The sequence below is a fragment of the Gammaproteobacteria bacterium genome, from assembly GCA_015709635.1.
Classification (GTDB): Bacteria; Pseudomonadota; Gammaproteobacteria; order Burkholderiales; family Nitrosomonadaceae; genus Nitrosomonas.
Genome location: CP054180.1, coordinates 1,964,869 through 1,983,334 on the forward strand (window position 1 = coordinate 1,964,869; position 18,466 = coordinate 1,983,334).

21 protein-coding genes and 2 pseudogenes are annotated in these 18,466 nt (G+C 45.0%); 14 read left to right on the plus strand and 9 right to left on the minus strand.

Annotated elements, in window-relative coordinates; genetic code table 11:
* Positions 1–17: 17 nt before the first annotated feature.
* The 3 genes from HRU78_09270 to HRU78_09280 all read right to left on the minus strand — a co-directional run bounded on the left by HRU78_09270 (position 18) and on the right by HRU78_09280 (position 1,678).
* Positions 18–938: a tyrosine-type recombinase/integrase gene (locus tag HRU78_09270; GenBank protein QOJ23812.1), complete on the minus strand. Its 921-nt coding sequence runs from the start codon at positions 936–938 to the stop codon at positions 18–20.
* Between the two features lie 9 nt (positions 939–947).
* Positions 948–1,163, minus strand: coding sequence for a hypothetical protein (locus HRU78_09275; GenBank protein QOJ23813.1), 216 nt, complete (start codon positions 1,161–1,163; stop codon positions 948–950).
* A gap of 206 nt (positions 1,164–1,369) precedes the next feature.
* On the minus strand, positions 1,370–1,678 hold the full coding sequence (locus HRU78_09280; GenBank protein ID QOJ23814.1) for a hypothetical protein: 309 nt from the start codon (positions 1,676–1,678) through the stop codon (positions 1,370–1,372).
* A gap of 370 nt (positions 1,679–2,048) precedes the next feature.
* On the opposite strand from HRU78_09280, the gene HRU78_09285 reads away from it, so the two are divergent.
* From HRU78_09285 to HRU78_09315, 7 genes are all read left to right on the plus strand, one after another.
* A complete protein-coding gene (locus HRU78_09285) occupies positions 2,049–2,378 on the plus strand; it encodes a winged helix-turn-helix transcriptional regulator (protein ID QOJ23815.1) in 330 nt (109 codons plus the stop codon).
* Positions 2,379–2,403: 25 nt separating this feature from the next.
* Positions 2,404–2,823 (plus strand): glyoxalase/bleomycin resistance/dioxygenase family protein, encoded by a 420-nt coding sequence (locus HRU78_09290; GenBank protein QOJ24998.1) that lies wholly within the window; start codon positions 2,404–2,406, stop codon positions 2,821–2,823.
* A gap of 2 nt (positions 2,824–2,825) precedes the next feature.
* Complete coding sequence (locus tag HRU78_09295) at positions 2,826–3,323, plus strand: arsenate reductase ArsC (protein ID QOJ23816.1); 498 nt, start codon at positions 2,826–2,828, stop codon at positions 3,321–3,323.
* 39 nt (positions 3,324–3,362) lie between these two features.
* Positions 3,363–4,646: an arsenic transporter gene (locus tag HRU78_09300; protein QOJ23817.1), complete on the plus strand. Its 1,284-nt coding sequence runs from the start codon at positions 3,363–3,365 to the stop codon at positions 4,644–4,646.
* An 81-nt stretch (positions 4,647–4,727) separates the two neighbouring features.
* Positions 4,728–5,078, plus strand: coding sequence for an arsenite efflux transporter metallochaperone ArsD (gene arsD / locus HRU78_09305; protein ID QOJ23818.1), 351 nt, complete (start codon positions 4,728–4,730; stop codon positions 5,076–5,078).
* Between the two features lie 20 nt (positions 5,079–5,098).
* Positions 5,099–6,865, plus strand: coding sequence for an arsenical pump-driving ATPase (gene arsA, locus HRU78_09310; protein ID QOJ23819.1), 1,767 nt, complete (start codon positions 5,099–5,101; stop codon positions 6,863–6,865).
* 3 nt (positions 6,866–6,868) lie between these two features.
* Complete coding sequence (locus HRU78_09315; GenBank protein QOJ23820.1) at positions 6,869–7,117, plus strand: hypothetical protein; 249 nt, start codon at positions 6,869–6,871, stop codon at positions 7,115–7,117.
* A gap of 110 nt (positions 7,118–7,227) precedes the next feature.
* Here the strand turns inward: HRU78_09315 and HRU78_09320 are convergent.
* From HRU78_09320 to HRU78_09340, 5 genes and pseudogenes are all read right to left on the minus strand, one after another.
* Positions 7,228–7,748, minus strand: a pseudogene (locus HRU78_09320) (aspartate carbamoyltransferase).
* 81 nt (positions 7,749–7,829) lie between these two features.
* Entirely contained in the window at positions 7,830–8,135 is a 306-nt protein-coding gene (locus tag HRU78_09325) for a type II toxin-antitoxin system RelE/ParE family toxin (protein ID QOJ23821.1), read from the minus strand.
* Positions 8,128–8,382, minus strand: a complete 255-nt coding sequence (locus HRU78_09330; GenBank protein QOJ23822.1) for a type II toxin-antitoxin system ParD family antitoxin — start codon at positions 8,380–8,382, stop codon at positions 8,128–8,130. Before HRU78_09330 ends, HRU78_09325 begins: the two co-directional genes overlap by 8 nt.
* A gap of 82 nt (positions 8,383–8,464) precedes the next feature.
* Positions 8,465–9,331 carry a hypothetical protein gene (locus HRU78_09335; GenBank protein ID QOJ23823.1) on the minus strand — a complete coding sequence of 289 codons (867 nt, stop codon included), beginning with the start codon at positions 9,329–9,331 and terminating at the stop codon, positions 8,465–8,467.
* 109 nt (positions 9,332–9,440) lie between these two features.
* Positions 9,441–10,691 carry a tyrosine-type recombinase/integrase gene (locus HRU78_09340; protein ID QOJ23824.1) on the minus strand — a complete coding sequence of 417 codons (1,251 nt, stop codon included), beginning with the start codon at positions 10,689–10,691 and terminating at the stop codon, positions 9,441–9,443.
* Between the two features lie 313 nt (positions 10,692–11,004).
* Between HRU78_09340 and HRU78_09345 the strand changes: the two genes are divergently transcribed.
* From HRU78_09345 to HRU78_09375, 7 genes are all read left to right on the plus strand, one after another.
* On the plus strand, positions 11,005–12,237 hold the full coding sequence (locus HRU78_09345) for a tyrosine-type recombinase/integrase (GenBank protein ID QOJ23825.1): 1,233 nt from the start codon (positions 11,005–11,007) through the stop codon (positions 12,235–12,237).
* 410 nt (positions 12,238–12,647) lie between these two features.
* Positions 12,648–13,274 carry a hypothetical protein gene (locus tag HRU78_09350; protein QOJ23826.1) on the plus strand — a complete coding sequence of 209 codons (627 nt, stop codon included), beginning with the start codon at positions 12,648–12,650 and terminating at the stop codon, positions 13,272–13,274.
* A gap of 6 nt (positions 13,275–13,280) precedes the next feature.
* Positions 13,281–14,354: an ImmA/IrrE family metallo-endopeptidase gene (locus tag HRU78_09355; GenBank protein QOJ23827.1), complete on the plus strand. Its 1,074-nt coding sequence runs from the start codon at positions 13,281–13,283 to the stop codon at positions 14,352–14,354.
* A gap of 77 nt (positions 14,355–14,431) precedes the next feature.
* Positions 14,432–15,076: a DUF4433 domain-containing protein gene (locus HRU78_09360; protein ID QOJ23828.1), complete on the plus strand. Its 645-nt coding sequence runs from the start codon at positions 14,432–14,434 to the stop codon at positions 15,074–15,076.
* Positions 15,073–16,149: a macro domain-containing protein gene (locus HRU78_09365; GenBank protein ID QOJ23829.1), complete on the plus strand. Its 1,077-nt coding sequence runs from the start codon at positions 15,073–15,075 to the stop codon at positions 16,147–16,149. The genes HRU78_09360 and HRU78_09365 overlap by 4 nt, the downstream gene beginning before the upstream one ends.
* 159 nt (positions 16,150–16,308) lie before the next feature.
* Positions 16,309–16,554, plus strand: a complete 246-nt coding sequence (locus HRU78_09370) for a hypothetical protein (GenBank protein ID QOJ23830.1) — start codon at positions 16,309–16,311, stop codon at positions 16,552–16,554.
* A gap of 331 nt (positions 16,555–16,885) precedes the next feature.
* Positions 16,886–17,649, plus strand: a protein-coding gene (locus HRU78_09375; protein ID QOJ24999.1) for an IS5 family transposase whose coding sequence is annotated in 2 segments (ribosomal slippage) — positions 16,886–17,224 and positions 17,227–17,649 — 762 coding nt in all. Because the reading frame shifts where the segments join, the coding sequence is not laid out codon by codon here.
* 152 nt (positions 17,650–17,801) lie between these two features.
* Here the strand turns inward: HRU78_09375 and HRU78_09380 are convergent.
* Positions 17,802–18,185, minus strand: a pseudogene (locus HRU78_09380) (site-specific integrase).
* Between the last annotated feature and the right edge of the window lie 281 nt (positions 18,186–18,466).

Sequence of the window (18,466 nt, forward strand, 5' to 3'; positions counted from 1 at the left end):
CTCATCATCCATACCGGCTACCAAATTTGGCTGACCGCATTATTCACAAACAACTGACTATCACGGATATAGCGTTGCAACATCAGATCGGACTTATGCGCAGTTTGTTGACGGATTTTCCAGGAACTGACTCCGGCTTGCGCTGCACTGGTTACTAATCCAGCCCGTAGACTATGACCTGAATACTGTTCCGGATTCAAACCAGCATCACGCACGCGTTGTTTGACGATCAATGCTACCGATGCTGCACATATTCCATAATCAGTGACTTGATCAAAGCGGTTCATGCGGCGAAACAATGCGCCGGTTTTGACGCCTGATTTTTCCAGCCACATTTTTAATGCACGCCCAGGGCAATGATGGCCTTTGATAAACGGAATCGCCACTTTTCGCCCGACCCCATTTTGATCGGTCTTGCTGCGCCGGACTTGGATCAGTACGCCTTCCATCACAAATCGCACATCTTCCACCTGTAACGCCACCAATTCAGAGCGGCGGAATGCACCGGCAAAACCGATCAGCAGTAATGCTTTGTCACGGATACCAATCAATCCAGTGAGTCTTTTCGTAATCTTCATCAGATCAGATTTTAGCAACGGCATGACTTGCCGTTGCTTGCTGCCATTGATACGCCGGATACCGCGCAAGGTATCAGTTACCAATGCGGATCGAGTCGGTGATTTCAGTCCTTTATCTTTGTGAGCATGGTTGATGGCCACCACGCGCCGGTTCAATGTAGCCAGTGATAATGTATTGGCATGAACTGCCAGATAGGATGCGATGCATCGCGGTGTTGCCGGAATCTTGCCGCCGCTTTTCAGAAAGTGGGCAATATCGTATTGGTAAGCCAGTTGTGTATTCTTGGCTTGCGTGGCCGACAGATATTCGTTTATCTTTTTACGGGTATGGCTGCTTGAGAGCATTAGTTTGCTTTTCACTGTACACTCCTAGCGAACATCGACGTAGCGCATACACACGCTCAATAAATGCTCGTAATCGCTAGCTGTGGCTTCACGCATGAATTCTTCAGCCAATTCCGGGCGATTGCTATTCAGGATTCCGCGACGAACTTGCCCCAGAATAAAGAAAGCGTTGCCGTCTTTGCCGGTTAATTCCACTACGGCATCGGTTAACGGCGTAACCGGTTTCTCAATCAATTTCATAAATAACTCCTAAGCAATTGATAACAGATTCATCACGGTCGTCATAATGATCAGTTATCGTAAGTTGAATACTAATAAAAAAGCCTGCCAGCATTGGGTTTGCGGGCAGGCGAGTAATTGGGTGTTTTCATTTATTTTGCTCCCATAACACCCGAAAAGAGCTTGTTGTTTTGGATTGACTCAAAAGTTAAAACATAGAAACTGCTTCAATACTCCTCGGGTAACAGCAAAGTGGTGACGCTGCGATCTGCTTCGGTGATGATCCAGAGATTCTGATCTTCACTGATGGTGTAACTCGATAAGATGCGCCAGCCATTTTCAACCGAGCGCAGATTTTCTTCTGCATCGCCGGGCGGTACATTGCCCCAATCACCGGATTGATGACGTTTAATTAGATCAGCCGCATTGATGGCATACCGATCTAATGCTTCGAGTGCGCCGGGTGTTGCAACGATCTGACCTAATGGAAACAGGGCAATAGGCCGCTGCTCCCTTGTGGATTTGGGATTACACATATTATTTCTCCTTTCTCAGGACGAGCAAAAGCAGACGGGAACATATCGCCTGTCCTGATTGCTGCGATTAAATGGGATTCTTCTGGAGTATTACTGAGGTGCTACCAGTTACTTTGGTACGGATTGGTATTGCGAGAAAGCCTGCTAGATTGAAACTACTTTCGTTATGCAGTGCAGACAATACAAATGAGCGATCTGCACAAACAATTGCAATACAGCTCTATTTTAATAGGTTGTTTTATGCGCTCAAAATGGCAATGATATTTTTATCAACTACTTATGAACCTATACTGCTATCTACCAAGATGAAAAGGTAAATGAAAGATCAACCAGGGTTGACGATGGCCTATATTTCTAATATATTGGAAAGATGGAAATGAATATTGCAATTAAAGCGCTTGCCGCCCTGGCCCATGAAACCCGCCTCACGATATTCCGAATGCTGGTTCAGGCCGGTGAATCCGGGTTTCAAGCGGGCCAGCTTGCCAGGGAATTGGGCATTCCCAATGCAACGCTGTCTTTTCATCTGAAAGAATTGACTCACGCAGAACTGGTGATTGCCCGGCAGGAAAGCCGCTTCATTTATTATTCGGCAAATTTTACAACCATGAATGCATTAATAGGTTATCTCACCGAGAACTGTTGCGCCGGTACACCCTGCGGCATTGTTGAAGTGTGTTGCGATGAAAGAGACAGCTAAATATAACTTAACGAAGGAGATAATGATGAAACGTTTTCATGTCCATATTGCCGTCGATAATCTGCAGGATAATATCCGCTTTTACTCGGCGCTTTTCGGTGTCGAACCATCCGTCAGCAAGCTGGATTACGCCAAATGGATGCTGGAAGATCCGTATATTAATTTCGCCATATCGGCGCGAGGTGCAAAGCCGGGTTTGGATCATGTAGGAATCCAAGTTGATTCTGACGATGCCTTAACCGAAGTAAACCAGCGCTTGATGCAAGCCGGTTTGCCTGCTGCGGAACAACAAAATGCACAATGCTGTTATGCTTCGTCAAATAAATACTGGACAATTGATCCGCAAGGCATTGCCTGGGAAGCGTTTCATTCACTGGCCACCGTCCCGGTATTCGGACAGGATACCGCCATTCCCACTAAAACCGAAACCTGTTGCGCGGCCTGATCATGAATGTATTATTTCTGTGCACTGGAAATTCTTGCCGCTCTATTCTCGCGGAAGCCACTTTCAATCATCTGGCACCCAAAGGCTGGCAAGCGATGAGCGCGGGCAGCAAACCCACCGGAAAAGTTCATCCGCGTTCACTCGCTCTACTTGAACGCGAAGGTATTGCAACCGAAGGGCTTTGTAGTAAATCATGGGACAACTTGCCGGCTACACCGGATATTGTAATTACTGTCTGCGGCAACGCCGCCGGTGAAACCTGCCCGGCGTATCTCGGGCCCGCGCTACGCTCGCATTGGGGTGTCGATGATCCCGCCGAAGCGACGGGAACCGAAGAAGAAATCAACACAGCATTTGCGCAGGCGTATCAAACCTTGCGCGAGGGCATCGAAACTTTTTTATCGCTGCCGCTCGATGATTTACAGCAAAATCCTTCCGCCTTCCGGACGAAACTGGACTACATCGGCATTTTGAAATTCAAGCCGCCACAATCAAAGTGACAGCAACAAGCAGAAATTCAAACACCGTGAGTCATTGACATGCTGATTGCTTCACTGATTTTCATCGTAACGCTCGTGCTGGTCATCTGGCAGCCACGTGGTTTTGGTATCGGCTGGAGTGCTCTACTTGGCGCTACCGCAGCACTGCTGCTTGGGGTGATTCAGTTCAGTGACATTCCGGTGGTGTGGAATGTTGTCTGGAATGCGACAGCGGCTTTCATTGCTATCATCATAATCAGCCTAGTGCTCGACGAAGCGGGATTCTTTGAGTGGGCTGCGTTGCATGTGGCGCGTTGGGGTCGCGGCAATGGGTATTTATTATTTACCTACATTGTATTACTGGGCGCGGCGGTTGCAGCATTGTTCGCCAACGATGGTGCAGCTTTGATTCTAACGCCGATTGTGATGGCGATGCTGCTGGCGCTTGGGTTTAGTCCGGCTGCTACGCTCGCTTTCGTCATGGCAGCGGGTTTTATTGCCGATACGGCCAGCTTGCCGTTAGTGGTATCTAATTTGGTGAACATCGTCTCGGCTGATTATTTCAAGATTGGGTTTGCCGAATATGCTTCAGTGATGATTCCGGTCAATATTGCTTCAATAGCGGGTAGCTTGGGAGTACTCACTTTTTATTTTCGCCGCAGTATTCCGGCTAGCTATGATGTCAGTCAACTCAAGATGCCCAATGAGGCAATACGCGATCCAGCAACGTTCCGTGCTGGCTGGGTGGTGTTGGCATTGCTGCTTATCGGCTTTTTTGCTCTCGAATCTTTGGGGGTGCCCATCAGCCTTGTGGCTGCCACTGGCTCACTCATACTGCTAGCGGTGGCAGCGCATGGTCATGTGATTAACACGCGTAAAGTGGTGCGCGAAGCGCCGTGGCAAATCGTTATTTTTTCACTGGGAATGTATTTAGTGGTGTATGGTTTGCGTAACGGAGGCTTGACCGGGTACATTACCAGCCTGCTTGATCTCTTCGCCAGTTATGGCGTGTGGGGAGCAACGCTTGGCACCGGTTTTCTGGCTGCTTTCTTATCGTCTATCATGAACAATATGCCCACGGTACTGATCGGCGCGTTGTCGATCGACACAACCAGCGCGACCGGCGTGGTAAAGGAAGCGATGATTTACGCTAACGTGATCGGTTGTGATCTGGGGCCGAAAATCACGCCGATTGGCAGCCTGGCAACCTTGTTATGGCTGCATGTTCTGGCGCGGAAGAATACGGTTATCACATGGGGATACTACTTCCAGGTAGGGATTGTGTTGACGGTTCCGGTATTGCTCGTCACGCTGGCTACTCTCGCTATGTGGCTTAATATTTAGTGAAATTACCATCGAAAAATCACAACAACCGTACAAAATAAATTGCATCAATTTTGTTAACTTTACTCATGGAGAATCAAAATGACAACCATACAGATATTTGACCCTGCCTTATGTTGTAGCTCAGGCGTTTGCGGTGCCGATGCTGATCGTGAACTCATCAACTTTTCGGCTGATGTTGACTGGGCCAAACAACAAGGTGCTGCCATTGAGCGCTTTAATCTGGCACAACAGCCGATGGCCTTTGCAGATAATTCCACAGTGAAAGCATTCTTGGAGCGCTCCGGTGCTGAAGCGTTGCCATTGATACTTGTGGATGGAGAAGTGGCATTGGCAGGCCGCTATCCGAACCGCAACGAACTTGCACGCTGGACTGGGGCTGCTGTGGAGGAAAAAACTGAAGAATCCAGTTGCTGCGGCGGCTGTTGCTAACGCAAACCTGAGTCAATTGCATGACGCAACTCAAATTCCTCGATCAACCACCGCGATTTCTGTTCTTTACTGGCAAGGGCGGCGTCGGCAAAACTTCGTTGGCTTGCGCTACGGCGATAACGCTGGCCGATGCCGGTCAGCGGGTATTGTTGGTCAGCACCGATCCGGCTTCCAACGTAGGCCAGGTGTTCGGTATGACGATTGGCAATAAGATTGCAGCGATTACCGCAGTGCCTCGTTTAGCCGCTCTGGAAATCGACCCGCAAGCAGCAGCGCAAGTCTATCGTGATCACATTGTCAATCCGGTACGCGGGGTATTGCCGGACACGGTGGTCAAAGGTATCGAAGAGCAACTATCCGGTGCATGCACGACTGAAATTGCCGCTTTTGATGAATTTACCGCTTTGTTGGTCGATTCGGCGCTGACAGCGGATTACGATCATATTATTTTTGACACCGCCCCGACCGGCCACACCATACGGTTGCTGCAACTGCCCGGCGCATGGAGTGATTTTCTTGCGGAAGGTAAAGGCGATGCGTCCTGTCTTGGCCCGCTGGCCGGCTTGGAAAAACAACGCGCACAATACAAAGCGGCGGTAGATGCGCTCGCCGATTCGCAACGCACTCGGCTGATATTGGTGGCCCGAGCGCAGCAAGCCACGTTACGCGAAGTAGCGCGGACACATGAAGAATTGGCAGCCATTGGATTGACGAAACAATTTTTAGTCATCAATGGATTGTTTCCACAGGCAGAAACAGCACAGGATCCACTGGCAACTGCAATCTTCCAGCATGAGCAAAACGCTTTGGCAGCCATACCGGAAGTCCTCAGCCAATTGCCTTGCGATCATATTGCACTGAAACCGTTTAACCTGGTCGGATTGACAGCCTTGCGGAAACTATTGGTTGATGATCTGCCTGTCGATGGTGAAAATAAATCAAATCATCCTACCATCCCATTTCCCAGCTTATCCAAGCTAACCGATGAGATTGCCAAGGATGGCTGCGGTTTGATCATGCTGATGGGAAAAGGCGGTGTTGGCAAAACCACGCTGGCCGCAGCCATCGCGGTCAATCTTGCGCATCGGGGCTTACCCGTCCATTTAACCACTTCAGACCCCGCGGCACATTTAAGCGAAACACTCAGCGGTGCTATGGATAATCTACTGGTTGACCGGATTGATCCGCACATTGAAACCGAGCGCTACCGGCAGCGTGTTCTGGAAACCAAGGGCGCGCATCTGGATGCACACGGCAGAGCATTGCTGGAAGAAGATTTACGTTCGCCTTGCACCGAAGAAATTGCAGTATTTCAGGCATTCTCGCGCATTATCCGCGAAGCGGGAAAGAAATTCGTGGTGATGGATACCGCACCCACCGGGCATACATTATTGTTGCTGGATGCCACCGGCGCTTATCATCGCGAAGTTATCAAACAAATGGACCCTTCCATCGTGCACTACTCAACACCGATGATGCAACTGCAAAATCCTAAGCAAACCAAGATAATGCTTGTTACATTGGCGGAAACGACACCCGTACTGGAAGCTGCTAATCTTCAAGCCGATTTGCGCCGCGCTGGTATTGAACCATGGGCATGGATCATCAATAACAGCGTTGCTGCAACAACTGTCCGCTCACCCTTATTGTGTCAGCGCGCTAGTAACGAACTTGCTGATATAAAGACAGTATCCACCACTCACGCAAAGCGCTATGCCGTCGTGCCTTTGCTCCAAGAAGAGCCGGTAGGCATCGAGAAGTTATTGGAATTATTCCAAAGTAATTAGTCATTGACAGGCATTGAGAAATCCAGGCAAAAGCGCTGTACCGCGTCACGCCTAGCCGCAACAATGATCATCGTTGCTTTTATCTTGCGCCTGGATGGACGGGCACGGAACCGTGCCATAAGAACAATAGACACAGCAGTCACCGGGTTCCGGCTTAAGAATGGTATGACATTGCTCGCATTCGTAGAACCACTGACACGCATCCGTGGGCATGGTTTCCGTCTTGGCGTAGCCGCAAACTGGGCAAGTTAACGTGGATTCAAGAATAACTGAATTCATTAAGAATTTATTTTTCAAAGATTTTGACAGATACCACATTGAACAAGTAATGGTGCAGCACACTTCGGAAAGAAGATACTTGATTAATTATGGTGATGATGACTGGAATCATGAGGATGGTCCGGTACGGCGTGGCGGGCGTGATCGCTTAATTGGGAATCAAACCATTGGTGAATAGCTAGCTTGAGCTTTTCGATATGGGTGGCATAAGTAATTTCCGCTCCCCCAGGCAATTCTTTATACTCGATTTTGATCTGACCAGTTTTCGCTGTTCTCAATTCAGCCAATCCAGGCATGCTTGCACCATGAATTTTTTCGGGATTAAAAAAATTGCCTTGTTTGAATTCTTTAGTAATGGCAGATAAATGTGATCGTATCAAGTTGATTTGTTCAGTATCAGATTTATCCTTCGCAATAACTTGCACAATTCCTCCGGTGTCCGTTTTTAAAAAATATGCGTGGTTTTCTCCAAATCAAACGGCATGACATGCGAACCACGTTCGGCAACTTCATCGAGACGCTGTTCATCCGCTTTTTCTACCGCATGAATAGGTACCGCAATACATAAAGCCAGCAAGAAAAGCGCAATAAACAGCTTGTTCATTTTATTTCTTTCTTACTCAATTTATGAAGTGGCTCGTGGCTATGGGATCAGTTAAAGACTATGTCATATATTATGTCATGGTTATTTTTTGGAAGATGGTATGTGTCGTATAAAATCCATACGCTGATGCAAAATGCGAACGATCAATATACCCGTATCCCTGGGTACATAAAACACGACATGGGAGTGATATTCAAATCGCTTCAGGTTTGGCGCGAGCTCTGCTGCACTTCGTCCTAGGTGAGGATTATCGGCTAGAATTTCAAAGCAATTATTTAATCCATCGCGATAAAAACGGGCCTGTTCGATACCGAATGATTGAATAGTGAAATCGGCAATATCGGACAGATCAGCAACCGCACGATTCGTTAAGTGGAATTTACTCACGTTTATTTTTAGAGCGTTGCTCGGCTTCTTCCCAAATCTCCTCTACAGTTTTATTGCTTACGCCGCTGTCTAATCCTTCCTGAATGGCCTGTTTCAAAGCCGTATATTGAGCATTTTGTTCCTGATCACGGCGTACGAGATCACGGATATATTCGCTGTCATTAGTAAAGCCCCCAGCGGCTATTTGCGTTTTAATCCATTGATCTTGCTTGTCCGTTAACGTAATGGTTTTTCGTATTGTTGCCATGTTGATTTCCAAAACTGAGTGAGTTAATCATACTATTGGTGCAGCATTGCATATTAACACTATCGGAAATTTGTTGGTTATTTTATGCAACCAGCTTTTCCATCAGCTCAATGATGTGCTCGGATTCCATCATCCCTTGAATTGGATGTTCATCCTCAGCCAGAATTGCTTCCTTTAACTTTTTCAATTCAGTGGGAGTGGTATCAGTCTTTAACAAAACATAGTAGATCAATTCATATCTGATCTGGCCTAAGTTTTCTATAATAAACTTAAGCCCGTTACGCTGTACACAGGCAGTCATGGCTCGCCGTTGCAGCCATAAATCCTTGCCCCACATATCGGGCGCGTCTTCCAGGTTTGTTAATGCAATTTTCTGGATGATCTCAGCATCGCTGTGATGGTAGATGATAAATGACAGGGCAAAAGATATGGCTGGATAAAATGCATCGAATCTGCACCATTCAGTAAGGGTGGTATTGTCAATGCGATCCATGATCCCAGTTTGTTCCATTCTCTGAAGTGGCTCACTTTTTTCTTTACCAATACCAAGCAACCACCAGTCGTAGTAGAAATTCAGCAAACCCAGGGAGTTTTTGAGAACCCTCTCTTCATCCGCAATGAACTGATTCCAGCATTTTGCATCGCTTAACAGGTTTATATTGCTGAGTTCTGCTTTGAATATTTCACTGGAACTGGTTTGTCTTCTGGTTAGATAGGATTGGACTGCTTCATACCCAAATTTGGTTTGCAGGATATCGAATAGCTCAACATCAAAGCCGTGAGCAAAGCAATGATCGTATAAACGGCAAAATGCCAGATCAATCAGTGGTTCCGGATTGTTGGGATCTTCCAGTTGTTGTATTTCAGTTTTAATATCCTCCGATTCCTGGAGATAGCTAAACTGGTAACCTTTAGTACCTCTATGGCCAGTTTCCACAACATGCAGCATGATGCCTTCGTAACAATATCCACACATATCAACCACCTATTTGAGTTTTAAGAAAAAACAACGCTTTTTCTAAAATTAGTGGAATCGGGATTTGTTTTTACGGTGTCATTCAGGATTGAGTATCTACCGACAAATCATTGCAATAATTAGCCCAGTCATTCATGAGGTGAATCCGTTTATCGAATAAATCGCCTCTGCGATAAGCTGCTTCCACTTTATTGGCAATCGTGTGGGCTAATGCCATTTCACAAACTTCTTGAGGATAAGCCGTAGTTTCGCTTGCCCAGTCACGGAATGTTGATCTGAATCCATGCGCCGTCAAATCCGTTCGACCCATGCGTTTTAGTGTTGCAGTCAGACTCATATCCGATAATGGTTTATCCTGCTTTAACCCAGGAAACACATAGTCAGATAAATGGTTTTCTTGCATCCGCTTGAGTACGGCAATAGCAGCATCGGATAACGGAATTCGATGTTCTCGGCCAGCTTTCATTCGGTCGCCTGGAATTAACCATAACCGTTCAGATAAATTGATCTCTGACCATAACGCACCCCTGACTTCACCGGAGCGAGCTGCGGTTAAAATGGCAAATTCAAGAGCGGCTGCACCAATGCCGGGTTGGTTACGTAATTGCTGCATAAATTGGAAAATTTCTTTGTACGGTAAAGCGGTAAAGTGTTTTACCTTGGCAATCTTAGCCGGTGATGGCAGCAGCTTATCGAGATGTCCTTTCCATCTAGCGGGATTTTCCCCTTCCCGAAAGCCTCTCACCGTTGCCCAATCCAGAATGCTTTCAATGCGTCCTCGCAGCCGGGTTGCGGTTTCTGTTTTGGTTTTCCATATTGGCTCTAACACTTTCAATACTAAACCGGCATCAATATGAGCAACATTAAGATTGCCAATAACTGGGCAAGCATAAGTTTCAAGTGTACTTCGCCATTGGGCTCTATGTTTTGCATTTTTCCAGGCATCGCCATGTGCATCCAGATAGCTATTGATACAATGCTGGAAGGTGACACGCTTGATATGCGATTTCTTGTGAATATCAGCTTGCTTTTGTTTGTCTTCCAGGGGATCAATACCCTCTAAAACCTGCTTACGATAGTTGCTGGCTTTATGGCGGGCTTCTTCCAATGAGAAATCGGAATAACTGCCTAATCCCATATCACGGCGGCGACCAGAAAATGAGTAGCGATAGATCCAGGAAGCTGCGAAAGTGGGATTCATATTCGCGGATAAAGCAGGACTCACATTGACGCAAAGGTATAGACCTGAAACACCTCCAACAGCGTGCATGCCGGGCGTTTTGGATAGTTTTTTAACACCTAAAGCCGATATGGCAGACTTGATTTTTCCCATCAATTATCCCATCAAAACGATTGGGATTTGATGATAACTTATGAAGCAATTTGGAACAACAAAAAATTTAATTTACTTAATCAACAACCAGTTATGGTTGCATATGAAACATGGTGAAACATTGAATAATAAGACACCGCCTCCGCCACATTCTCTTCCGTGTAAGTCCAAGCCAATCCACAAAACCAAGTAATAACGACACTTTACTAAAAATTCTATTCCGTATCAATCCAGAATAATCCGCTAGAAGCCAGTAAAAAAATGTGGTAAAAAGTGTGGTAACTTTATTTACCACATTCTGAGTTACCACATTATGGCTATAAAAGAGGCACTAACTGACTTGGCTTGCAAGAATGCCACCGCTGAAGGTGGCAAGGTACGCAAGCTGCACGATGGCCAAGGGCTTTATCTTTGGGTTTATGAAGACGGCCGCAAGTATTGGCGGCTGCGCTATAAGATTCATGACACGGAAAAATCTTTATCCCTTGGCGTTTATCCTGTTGTGGGGTTAAAGCAAGCAAGGCAGCTTGCACAGATTGAGCGTGTCAAGCTGTCCGGCAATATCGATCCGTCCATTGATCGCCAGATCAATAAGCAGAAAGCCAAGGAAGCCGCCGCCAATAGCTTTGAAGCTGTAGCCCGTGAATGGTCTACCAAGCAAACGCACACCTGGGCAAAAAGCCATGCAAAAGATGTACTGAGACGGCTTGAAAGCAATGTTTTTCCCTATATCGGAATGTACCCTATCAGCACGATCGAAGCCCCGCAATTGCTCAATATGATCCGCATCATTGAACAGCGTGGTTCTTATGATCTGGCGCATAGAGTGCTGGGAGTATGCGGGCAAGTATTCCGCTATGGGGTATCGACAAGCCGCTGCAATCGCGATCCTTCCGGCGATCTTCGCGGCGCACTCACGCCGCACAAAAAGAAAAACCAGGCCGCCGTCAAACCGGAAGAACTGCCGGAACTGCTGCGAGCAATCGCCACCTATGAAAGCATAGGTGACCGGCAAACGCAGCTTGCCTTGCGATTGCTGGCTTTAACCTTCGTTCGTACTAATGAACTGATAGGCGCGCTATGGGAAGAAATCGACCTGAGCAACGCGCTATGGATTGTGCCAGCTACACGCATGAAAATGAAAAATGAACACGTTGTACCCCTTACCCATCAAGCATTGAACATACTGACTGAATTGAAAACTATTGCCGGGGATAGCCGCTACCTGCTGCCTGGAAGAAACCCTAACAAGCCGATAAGCAACAATACTTTGCTCTTTGCCCTGTACCGTCTTGGCTATAAAGGCAAGATGACAGGGCACGGCTTCCGGGCTGTTGCTTCCACTGCATTGAATGAATCCGGCCTATTCAATCCCGATGCTATTGAGCGGCAATTGGCACACGGCGAAAGGAATGAGATCAGAGGCGCATACAACCGGGCGGAATACTTACCAGAAAGGAAAAGGATGATGATATGGTGGAGTAACCATATCGAAGCATTGGAAAAGGGAGCGGAAGTTATTCCATTATTCGGAAAACCGGCTTGATTTTCTCAGTATCTTTTTTGAGTTTTTATCCTACCCCCTTCATTTTGTGTCGGAACAGTCGGAACAAATTCTGCATAACCGTATGAATGCTTGCTTTCTCTGTTCCGACATTCTGCATTCTCCGTTCCGACAATCCCCGTTTTGTTCCGACAATTTTGGATAATCCGGAGGTTTTATGCTTCAATTGATACCGGATATTTTAAGGTTTACAGCAAGTTTTAATGCGAAAATCCGGCGCGGAAATGATCCTGTTGCCACCTTTAATGCGAGAAAATAGATTAGTTTTGTAAAACTATACTTTAAGATATTATAAAACAATAAGATAAATTATTTTATTCAGATTTATATTTGTTCATGTTAATTTTTTATGTCACAATTGAGCCTTCAAAAATTAACATGGATATTAATTAATGTTCCAAACACGCATTCTAGCAGACTCATTGGATGTAAATTTAAGACTGGAAACTCTAGGTATTACGAAACAGGAGTTGGTCACTATAGCCATCAGTGCGGCAACAGCCAGAAATGACGCGGTATCGATTGATCCGATTAATGCACCTGGGCAATTAAGTTATATTTTTGGAACCAGAGCGATTAGGCTTGCACTACTGCCCAAGGGGTGGGTATTAGATCGTACTGACAACATAGAGGCAACCTTCAATAAGGAATTGAATATTAAAATTATATTCCAGAATGTTGAATCTGCATGCTCAAAGCAGCCTCCAAAAGCAATATCATCAAAAGGTGACGCAACAAAAAGATTAGTAGCAAATAATTCCCTTTATTTATGGCCAGAAATGGAGCATGAGTTTAACGCACAGGAAAACACAAGCGTGTGGTTCTTATGTGTATCTACGAAAAATGATGAAATTAGAGCTGAGTTATCTCGTCCGCATTCCATTGAAGGTAACCAGTTTGGGGAGTTTATCGAAAGAATTTTCATTCTTACCGATAACAACTGGAATCCTATTAATCATATTGAAGATACTTCAAATCTGAATAATCAGGAATTCGATATACAAGTGACCAGAAAATAAGCTGCGATGTTTAATCCACACAGATTAATTATCGCGCGAAAACGTCGGGGACTGACAAGCAAAGAACTTGCTGAGCTTGTCGGTTTGTCTCCAATAACGATAACACGCCTTGAAAAATCTGGTAATCCAGAGCCATCAACTATAGATGCTCTTTCAAAAGTACTTGGGTTTTCCAATGAATTCTTTTTCGGCAATGATGTTGACATGCTAACTAGGAATTCTGCTAGCTTCAGAAGTTTGACTGCTATGACAGCGAAAGAGCGAGAATCGGCTCTTGCGGCCGGTTCTCTGGCTTATCTCACATCAGATTGGGTTACCTCTCGTTTTAACTTGCCTAACGTAGATTTAATAGATTTTTCTCGGGAACGCGAACCAGAATATGCGGCACAAACTTTAAGACAGCATTGGGGGCTTGGCGAACAACCCATCAGCAATGTAATAAAGCTGCTTGAATCTAAGGGAATAAGAATATTTTCCTTGTCAGAAGATACTAAAAATGTCGATGCATTTTCTTGTTGGAGAAACGGCATTCCATATATATTTTTGAATACTTTTAAAACTGCTGAACATAGCAGATTTGATGCTCTTCACGAACTTGGTCACTTAGTATTACATAAGCATGGAGAAGCAAAAGGTAGAGAAATTGAAAGAGAAGCAAACCAATTTGCGTCTTTTTTTCTAATGCCTTCTGCTGATCTCATATCACACATTCAATTCGTTTCATCTTTAGATCAACTGATTAAAGCCAAAAGAAGATGGGGGGTTTCCGTTGCCGCTTTGACTTATCGCTTGCACAAAACCGAGCTTATTTCAGATTGGCAGTATCGGGCATTCTGCATCCAAATAAATAAGAAATTTGGAACATCTGAACCCAATGGATTAGATCGAGAAAAGTCTGTTGTATGGGAAAAGGTATTCCGTGAATTATGGAATGAAGGAATTACAAAAAAAGATATTGCTGAGGAACTGGCTATACCAATTGAGGAAATAGAAAGTTTGGTATTTGGGTTGGTCGGTTCATTTAAATCCATAAATGAAATCATTAAAAACAAGGAACAATTCAAGCTAAGGTTAGTTTAGATAAACGAAATATTATCAACAGCTTAAATTAAATAAGATCAAGTGTAAGGTTACGGAAAATAAGGATTGTTAGTCGCATGTACACAAATCTAAATCCAACAAAGGCGCTAATTTGGCGTATTGTTCATCGTGACAATCTGCCGTGGATTTTTGACAATGGACTGCATTGCGCGAACTCATCAGTACAAGCACCTTCCTATGTAGCAATTGGGAACCAAGACCTGATTAATCGGCGTAAATACCGAGATGTACCGATTGCCCCTAATGGTACTTTGGCAGATTATGTACCATTTTACTTCACACCTTTCTCACCAATGATGTATAACATTTATACGGGTCGAGGTGAAGTGCCCAAACGTAGAAATGAAGACATATGTATATTAGTTTCAAGTCTATATCATGTGCAATCTGCCGCATTGCAGTTTATATTCACGGATCGCCATGCATATACATATCTAGCAAGATATTTCAATAATATTGCGCAGTTAAATGAAATAGACTGGCCATTGCTACAGGCCAGAAATTTTAAACGGAACCCTGACGATCCGGAACAAATCGAACGTTATCAAGCAGAAGCTTTAGTTTATGGGTATCTGCCTATCGGGGCATTATTGGGTATAGTTTGTTATACTAAGGACGTAAAGTTGATGCTTGATGTTGAGATACAAAACAGAGGCTTGACACTAGATATTAAAGTTATACCAGAGTGGTATTTTCAATGATCAAATTCACTCAAGGTAATTTACTGGAAGCGCGTGCAGAGGCACTGGTAAATACAGTAAACACGGTTGGAGTAATGGGTAAGGGCATTGCTTTGATGTTCAAGGAACGCTTTACCGAAAACTATCGCTTATATGTTGCTGCCTGTAAAGCTGGTCGAGTTCAAATTGGCAAGATATTTGTCACTGAGGTGCATGAATTTAATGACCCGCGTTGGATTGTGAATTTCCCCACTAAACAACATTGGAGCAAACCTTCACAATTGCCATGGATAGTAGAAGGTTTGCAAGATTTACGTCGGTTTATCATTGAAAAGCAGGTTAAGTCGATTGCTATTCCACCTTTAGGCGCGGGTAATGGTGGCCTAGAGTGGGAAAAGGTACGCAAGCAAATCGAGACCGCCTTGGGGGATTTACCGGATATTGAAATTGTAGTATTCGAACCAACAAAGCAATACCAAAACGTAGCTAAACGCGCAGGTGTGGAAAAGTTGACACCGGCGCGCGCATTAATTGCCGAACTAGTACGTCGATACTGGGTGCTTGGCATGGAATGCAGTCTGCTAGAAGTTCAAAAATTGGCATGGTTTTTGGAGCGTTCCATAGAGCACTTTTCACCGCAAGACAATCCGCTAAATCTACAGTTTATTGCACACAAATATGGCCCTTATGCTAACCGACTTAGCCATTTACTCAATAGTCTGGATGGTAGTTATCTGCATTGCGAAAAACGTATTAGCGACGCCAATCCACTCAATGTGATTTGGTTTGACGATGAACGCAAAACCTTGGTGCAGACATATCTTAAGACTGAAGTGAAGTCGTATGAGCCAGCACTGGAATACACAACTAAGTTGATTGATGGATTCGAATCACCATTTGGTATGGAATTATTAGCAACCGTGGATTGGTTGCTAAACAAAGAAGGCATTCAGCCTACGGTTCAATCTGTTCGTAGAGGATTGCAGCACTGGCCAGCCGAAGGAGCAGCGGAGCGCAAAAATCGGCTGTTTGATGATCGAGCGATTAAAATTGCACTAGATCGCCTGACTCCTTTAATCGAACATGACAAGTAGTCCCATGCCTAAACAACTACAATGCTCAAAGTGAACTGGCTGAAAAGCATGTCTTACACACCGCAAAAGTGTCTTCCCTGTGAATAGAAATTCTTAAATATTGCCGTTTTATTGGTTCGGTTTCTGAAGAATTCCACACAAAGACCAGGCGCACACGCAATGCATAAATTATCAGATTATATCTTGTTAGCGGCGGATACCTATTTTGAAGAAACGGGAAGCAGTGAGTTGAATGCTCACTGGATTGCTGAATTCTTTCAAGACTATGGCTTGCAGGATGCGTACCCATCACAAAGCCTGATTAATTTTGCAAACCTGGTACAGAAAGAATTGACGCGAAACGAAGAGCAATCCGCCAAAAAGACGCGCCTATACTTGGATAAAATCATCGATTCAATAAAGTGATCACCGTGCCATAAAGGGATTCATATCATTCCTTGAAACCATTTATTGAAGCAATTCTGTATTTTTATGCATTCAAAATTACTCACAAAGTTACTCACTTTTTGAAAAGTACCCCCCTGTTTTTCATGTCGATTGCCTAATATTTGGGCAGTAAATTCCATGTCTCAACTGCCAAGAATTCAAGAAAATTTTTTGACTCAGAAAATTGAATTGCCCTGTAGAATATTTCTAATCACTCCATAGGGCGTGTGGACAATTAAATTGTATATAGTTTCCCAGAGAATCAGATTGTGATTTACTGTTTATAAACAGTTGGAGGAGGTTATAAATGGTGAAGCGCTATGGATTACGGGACGATCAATGGCAACGGATTGAGCACTTGTTATCGGGCCGCAAGCAAACAGTTGGTGTAACAGCCAAGGATAACAGGCTATTTGTTGAAGCTGTTTTGTACCGCTACCGTGCTGGGATACCATGGCGTGATCTGCCGGAGCGTTTTGGAGATTGGAACAACATAGCCCGCCGTCATCGCCGCTGGTCGGAAAGCGGCGTATGGGAAAGGGTTTTCACGTATTTGGCCGAAGATTCTGATAATGAGTATGCGATGATCGATAGTACAATTATCCGTGCTCATCAGCATGCTGCGGGGACAAAAGGGGGAATAGGGAAGCGGAGTGCATTGGGCGCAGCAAAGGCGGACTGAGCACAAAAATACATGTAACCTGTGATGCTCTTGGCAACCCGACCGGTTTTCATCTTACACCGGGGCAAGCCCATGATCTTCAAGGTGCGGATGTTTTATTGCCGGACATTCTGACGTGTATAGAATCTTTTCTGGCCGATAAAGCGTATGATGCGGCGGAACGGGTTCTTGATCTGTTAAAGAACGCCGGGGTTCGGGCCGTCATACCACCAAAGTCAAACCGTAAGGAACCACGCGAATACGATGAGGAAATGTATAAAGCACGGCATTTGATCGAGAATTTCTTTGCAAAACTCAAACAATACCGTGCCATTGCAACTCGGTACGATAAACGTGCTTCAACTTTCCTCGGCGGCATCCACCTCGCTGCAGCTATCATTTGGCTTAATTGACCACACGCCTTAAATCAAGATTCCAACAAGTAATCGCTACGAATCCATCATTCCCAAAATCGTTCAAGCTGGCAAGCGGCCACCCGAGATGGATGGCCGGTGAAGTTATTGCTTGGGTTCGATCTGAATTCGAGAAGCAAACAAGATCGCGCTCATAATTTCTTCGCCATATCCTCGGCCGAAGTATTGAAATAAATTTGCAACTGCCTTAGATCACAATGCCCGGTAACTCTGGCCAATTCCATGATGTGCAGTTTCCCGGCTAAGCGTGTGATAGCCTCATACCTAGAATCGTGGAAATGTAGATCATCGATCATGGCGCGTTTCTTGGCTTTCCTAAATAGCGCGTCAACCTGATCCGTCCGTAAATTAAATACGGATTCCGTTTCCTGCCTAACCTGATCCAATATCCTGAGCGCTTCTGCAGACAACGGCACATCACGCGGGAACCCATTTTTTGTTTTTGGCAGATGCACCACTCGTTTTTAAGTGTCGATGTTTGCCCAAGTGAGAGAAACAATCTCACCGGCGTGCATCGCCGTTTCAATTGCGAATAAAAGCGCCGCACCTACTCTTGATGTCACCGTTTCAGAATAAACGCTGCCTTTGTTGCAAATGTGCTTGATTTCCTGATACCCTTTCTTGCGACAGCGGCTTCCCAGCGCTTACCCTTTTTCCGTATCGTTGCCATTTCCGTAAAAATATCCGTAAATTTTCCGTAGATGGTACATGAAAAACAGATAGAGACAGATGAAAACGATAATTAAAGCGAGTTAAAAACCACCCTAAACCCGCTTTAAATAAGGATAAAACTAGA

What these genes read in the sequence shown, in the direction of transcription:
- HRU78_09370 (QOJ23830.1), top strand. Translation starts at nt 16,309, where the DNA reads ATGCATAAATTATCAGATTATATCTTGTTAGCGGCGGATACCTATTTT.
- HRU78_09295 (QOJ23816.1), top strand. Translation starts at nt 2,826, where the DNA reads ATGAATGTATTATTTCTGTGCACTGGAAATTCTTGCCGCTCTATTCTC.
- HRU78_09335 (QOJ23823.1), bottom strand. Translation starts at nt 9,331, where the DNA reads ATGCTGCATGTTGTGGAAACTGGCCATAGAGGTACTAAAGGTTACCAG.
- HRU78_09365 (QOJ23829.1), top strand. Translation starts at nt 15,073, where the DNA reads ATGATCAAATTCACTCAAGGTAATTTACTGGAAGCGCGTGCAGAGGCA.
- HRU78_09355 (QOJ23827.1), top strand. Translation starts at nt 13,281, where the DNA reads ATGTTTAATCCACACAGATTAATTATCGCGCGAAAACGTCGGGGACTG.
- HRU78_09340 (QOJ23824.1), bottom strand. Translation starts at nt 10,691, where the DNA reads ATGGGAAAAATCAAGTCTGCCATATCGGCTTTAGGTGTTAAAAAACTA.
- HRU78_09345 (QOJ23825.1), top strand. Translation starts at nt 11,005, where the DNA reads ATGGCTATAAAAGAGGCACTAACTGACTTGGCTTGCAAGAATGCCACC.
- HRU78_09350 (QOJ23826.1), top strand. Translation starts at nt 12,648, where the DNA reads ATGTTCCAAACACGCATTCTAGCAGACTCATTGGATGTAAATTTAAGA.
- arsD (QOJ23818.1), top strand. Translation starts at nt 4,728, where the DNA reads ATGACAACCATACAGATATTTGACCCTGCCTTATGTTGTAGCTCAGGC.
- HRU78_09360 (QOJ23828.1), top strand. Translation starts at nt 14,432, where the DNA reads ATGTACACAAATCTAAATCCAACAAAGGCGCTAATTTGGCGTATTGTT.
- HRU78_09290 (QOJ24998.1), top strand. Translation starts at nt 2,404, where the DNA reads ATGAAACGTTTTCATGTCCATATTGCCGTCGATAATCTGCAGGATAAT.
- HRU78_09280 (QOJ23814.1), bottom strand. Translation starts at nt 1,678, where the DNA reads ATGTGTAATCCCAAATCCACAAGGGAGCAGCGGCCTATTGCCCTGTTT.
- HRU78_09275 (QOJ23813.1), bottom strand. Translation starts at nt 1,163, where the DNA reads ATGAAATTGATTGAGAAACCGGTTACGCCGTTAACCGATGCCGTAGTG.
- HRU78_09285 (QOJ23815.1), top strand. Translation starts at nt 2,049, where the DNA reads ATGGAAATGAATATTGCAATTAAAGCGCTTGCCGCCCTGGCCCATGAA.
- HRU78_09300 (QOJ23817.1), top strand. Translation starts at nt 3,363, where the DNA reads ATGCTGATTGCTTCACTGATTTTCATCGTAACGCTCGTGCTGGTCATC.
- arsA (QOJ23819.1), top strand. Translation starts at nt 5,099, where the DNA reads ATGACGCAACTCAAATTCCTCGATCAACCACCGCGATTTCTGTTCTTT.
- HRU78_09330 (QOJ23822.1), bottom strand. Translation starts at nt 8,382, where the DNA reads ATGGCAACAATACGAAAAACCATTACGTTAACGGACAAGCAAGATCAA.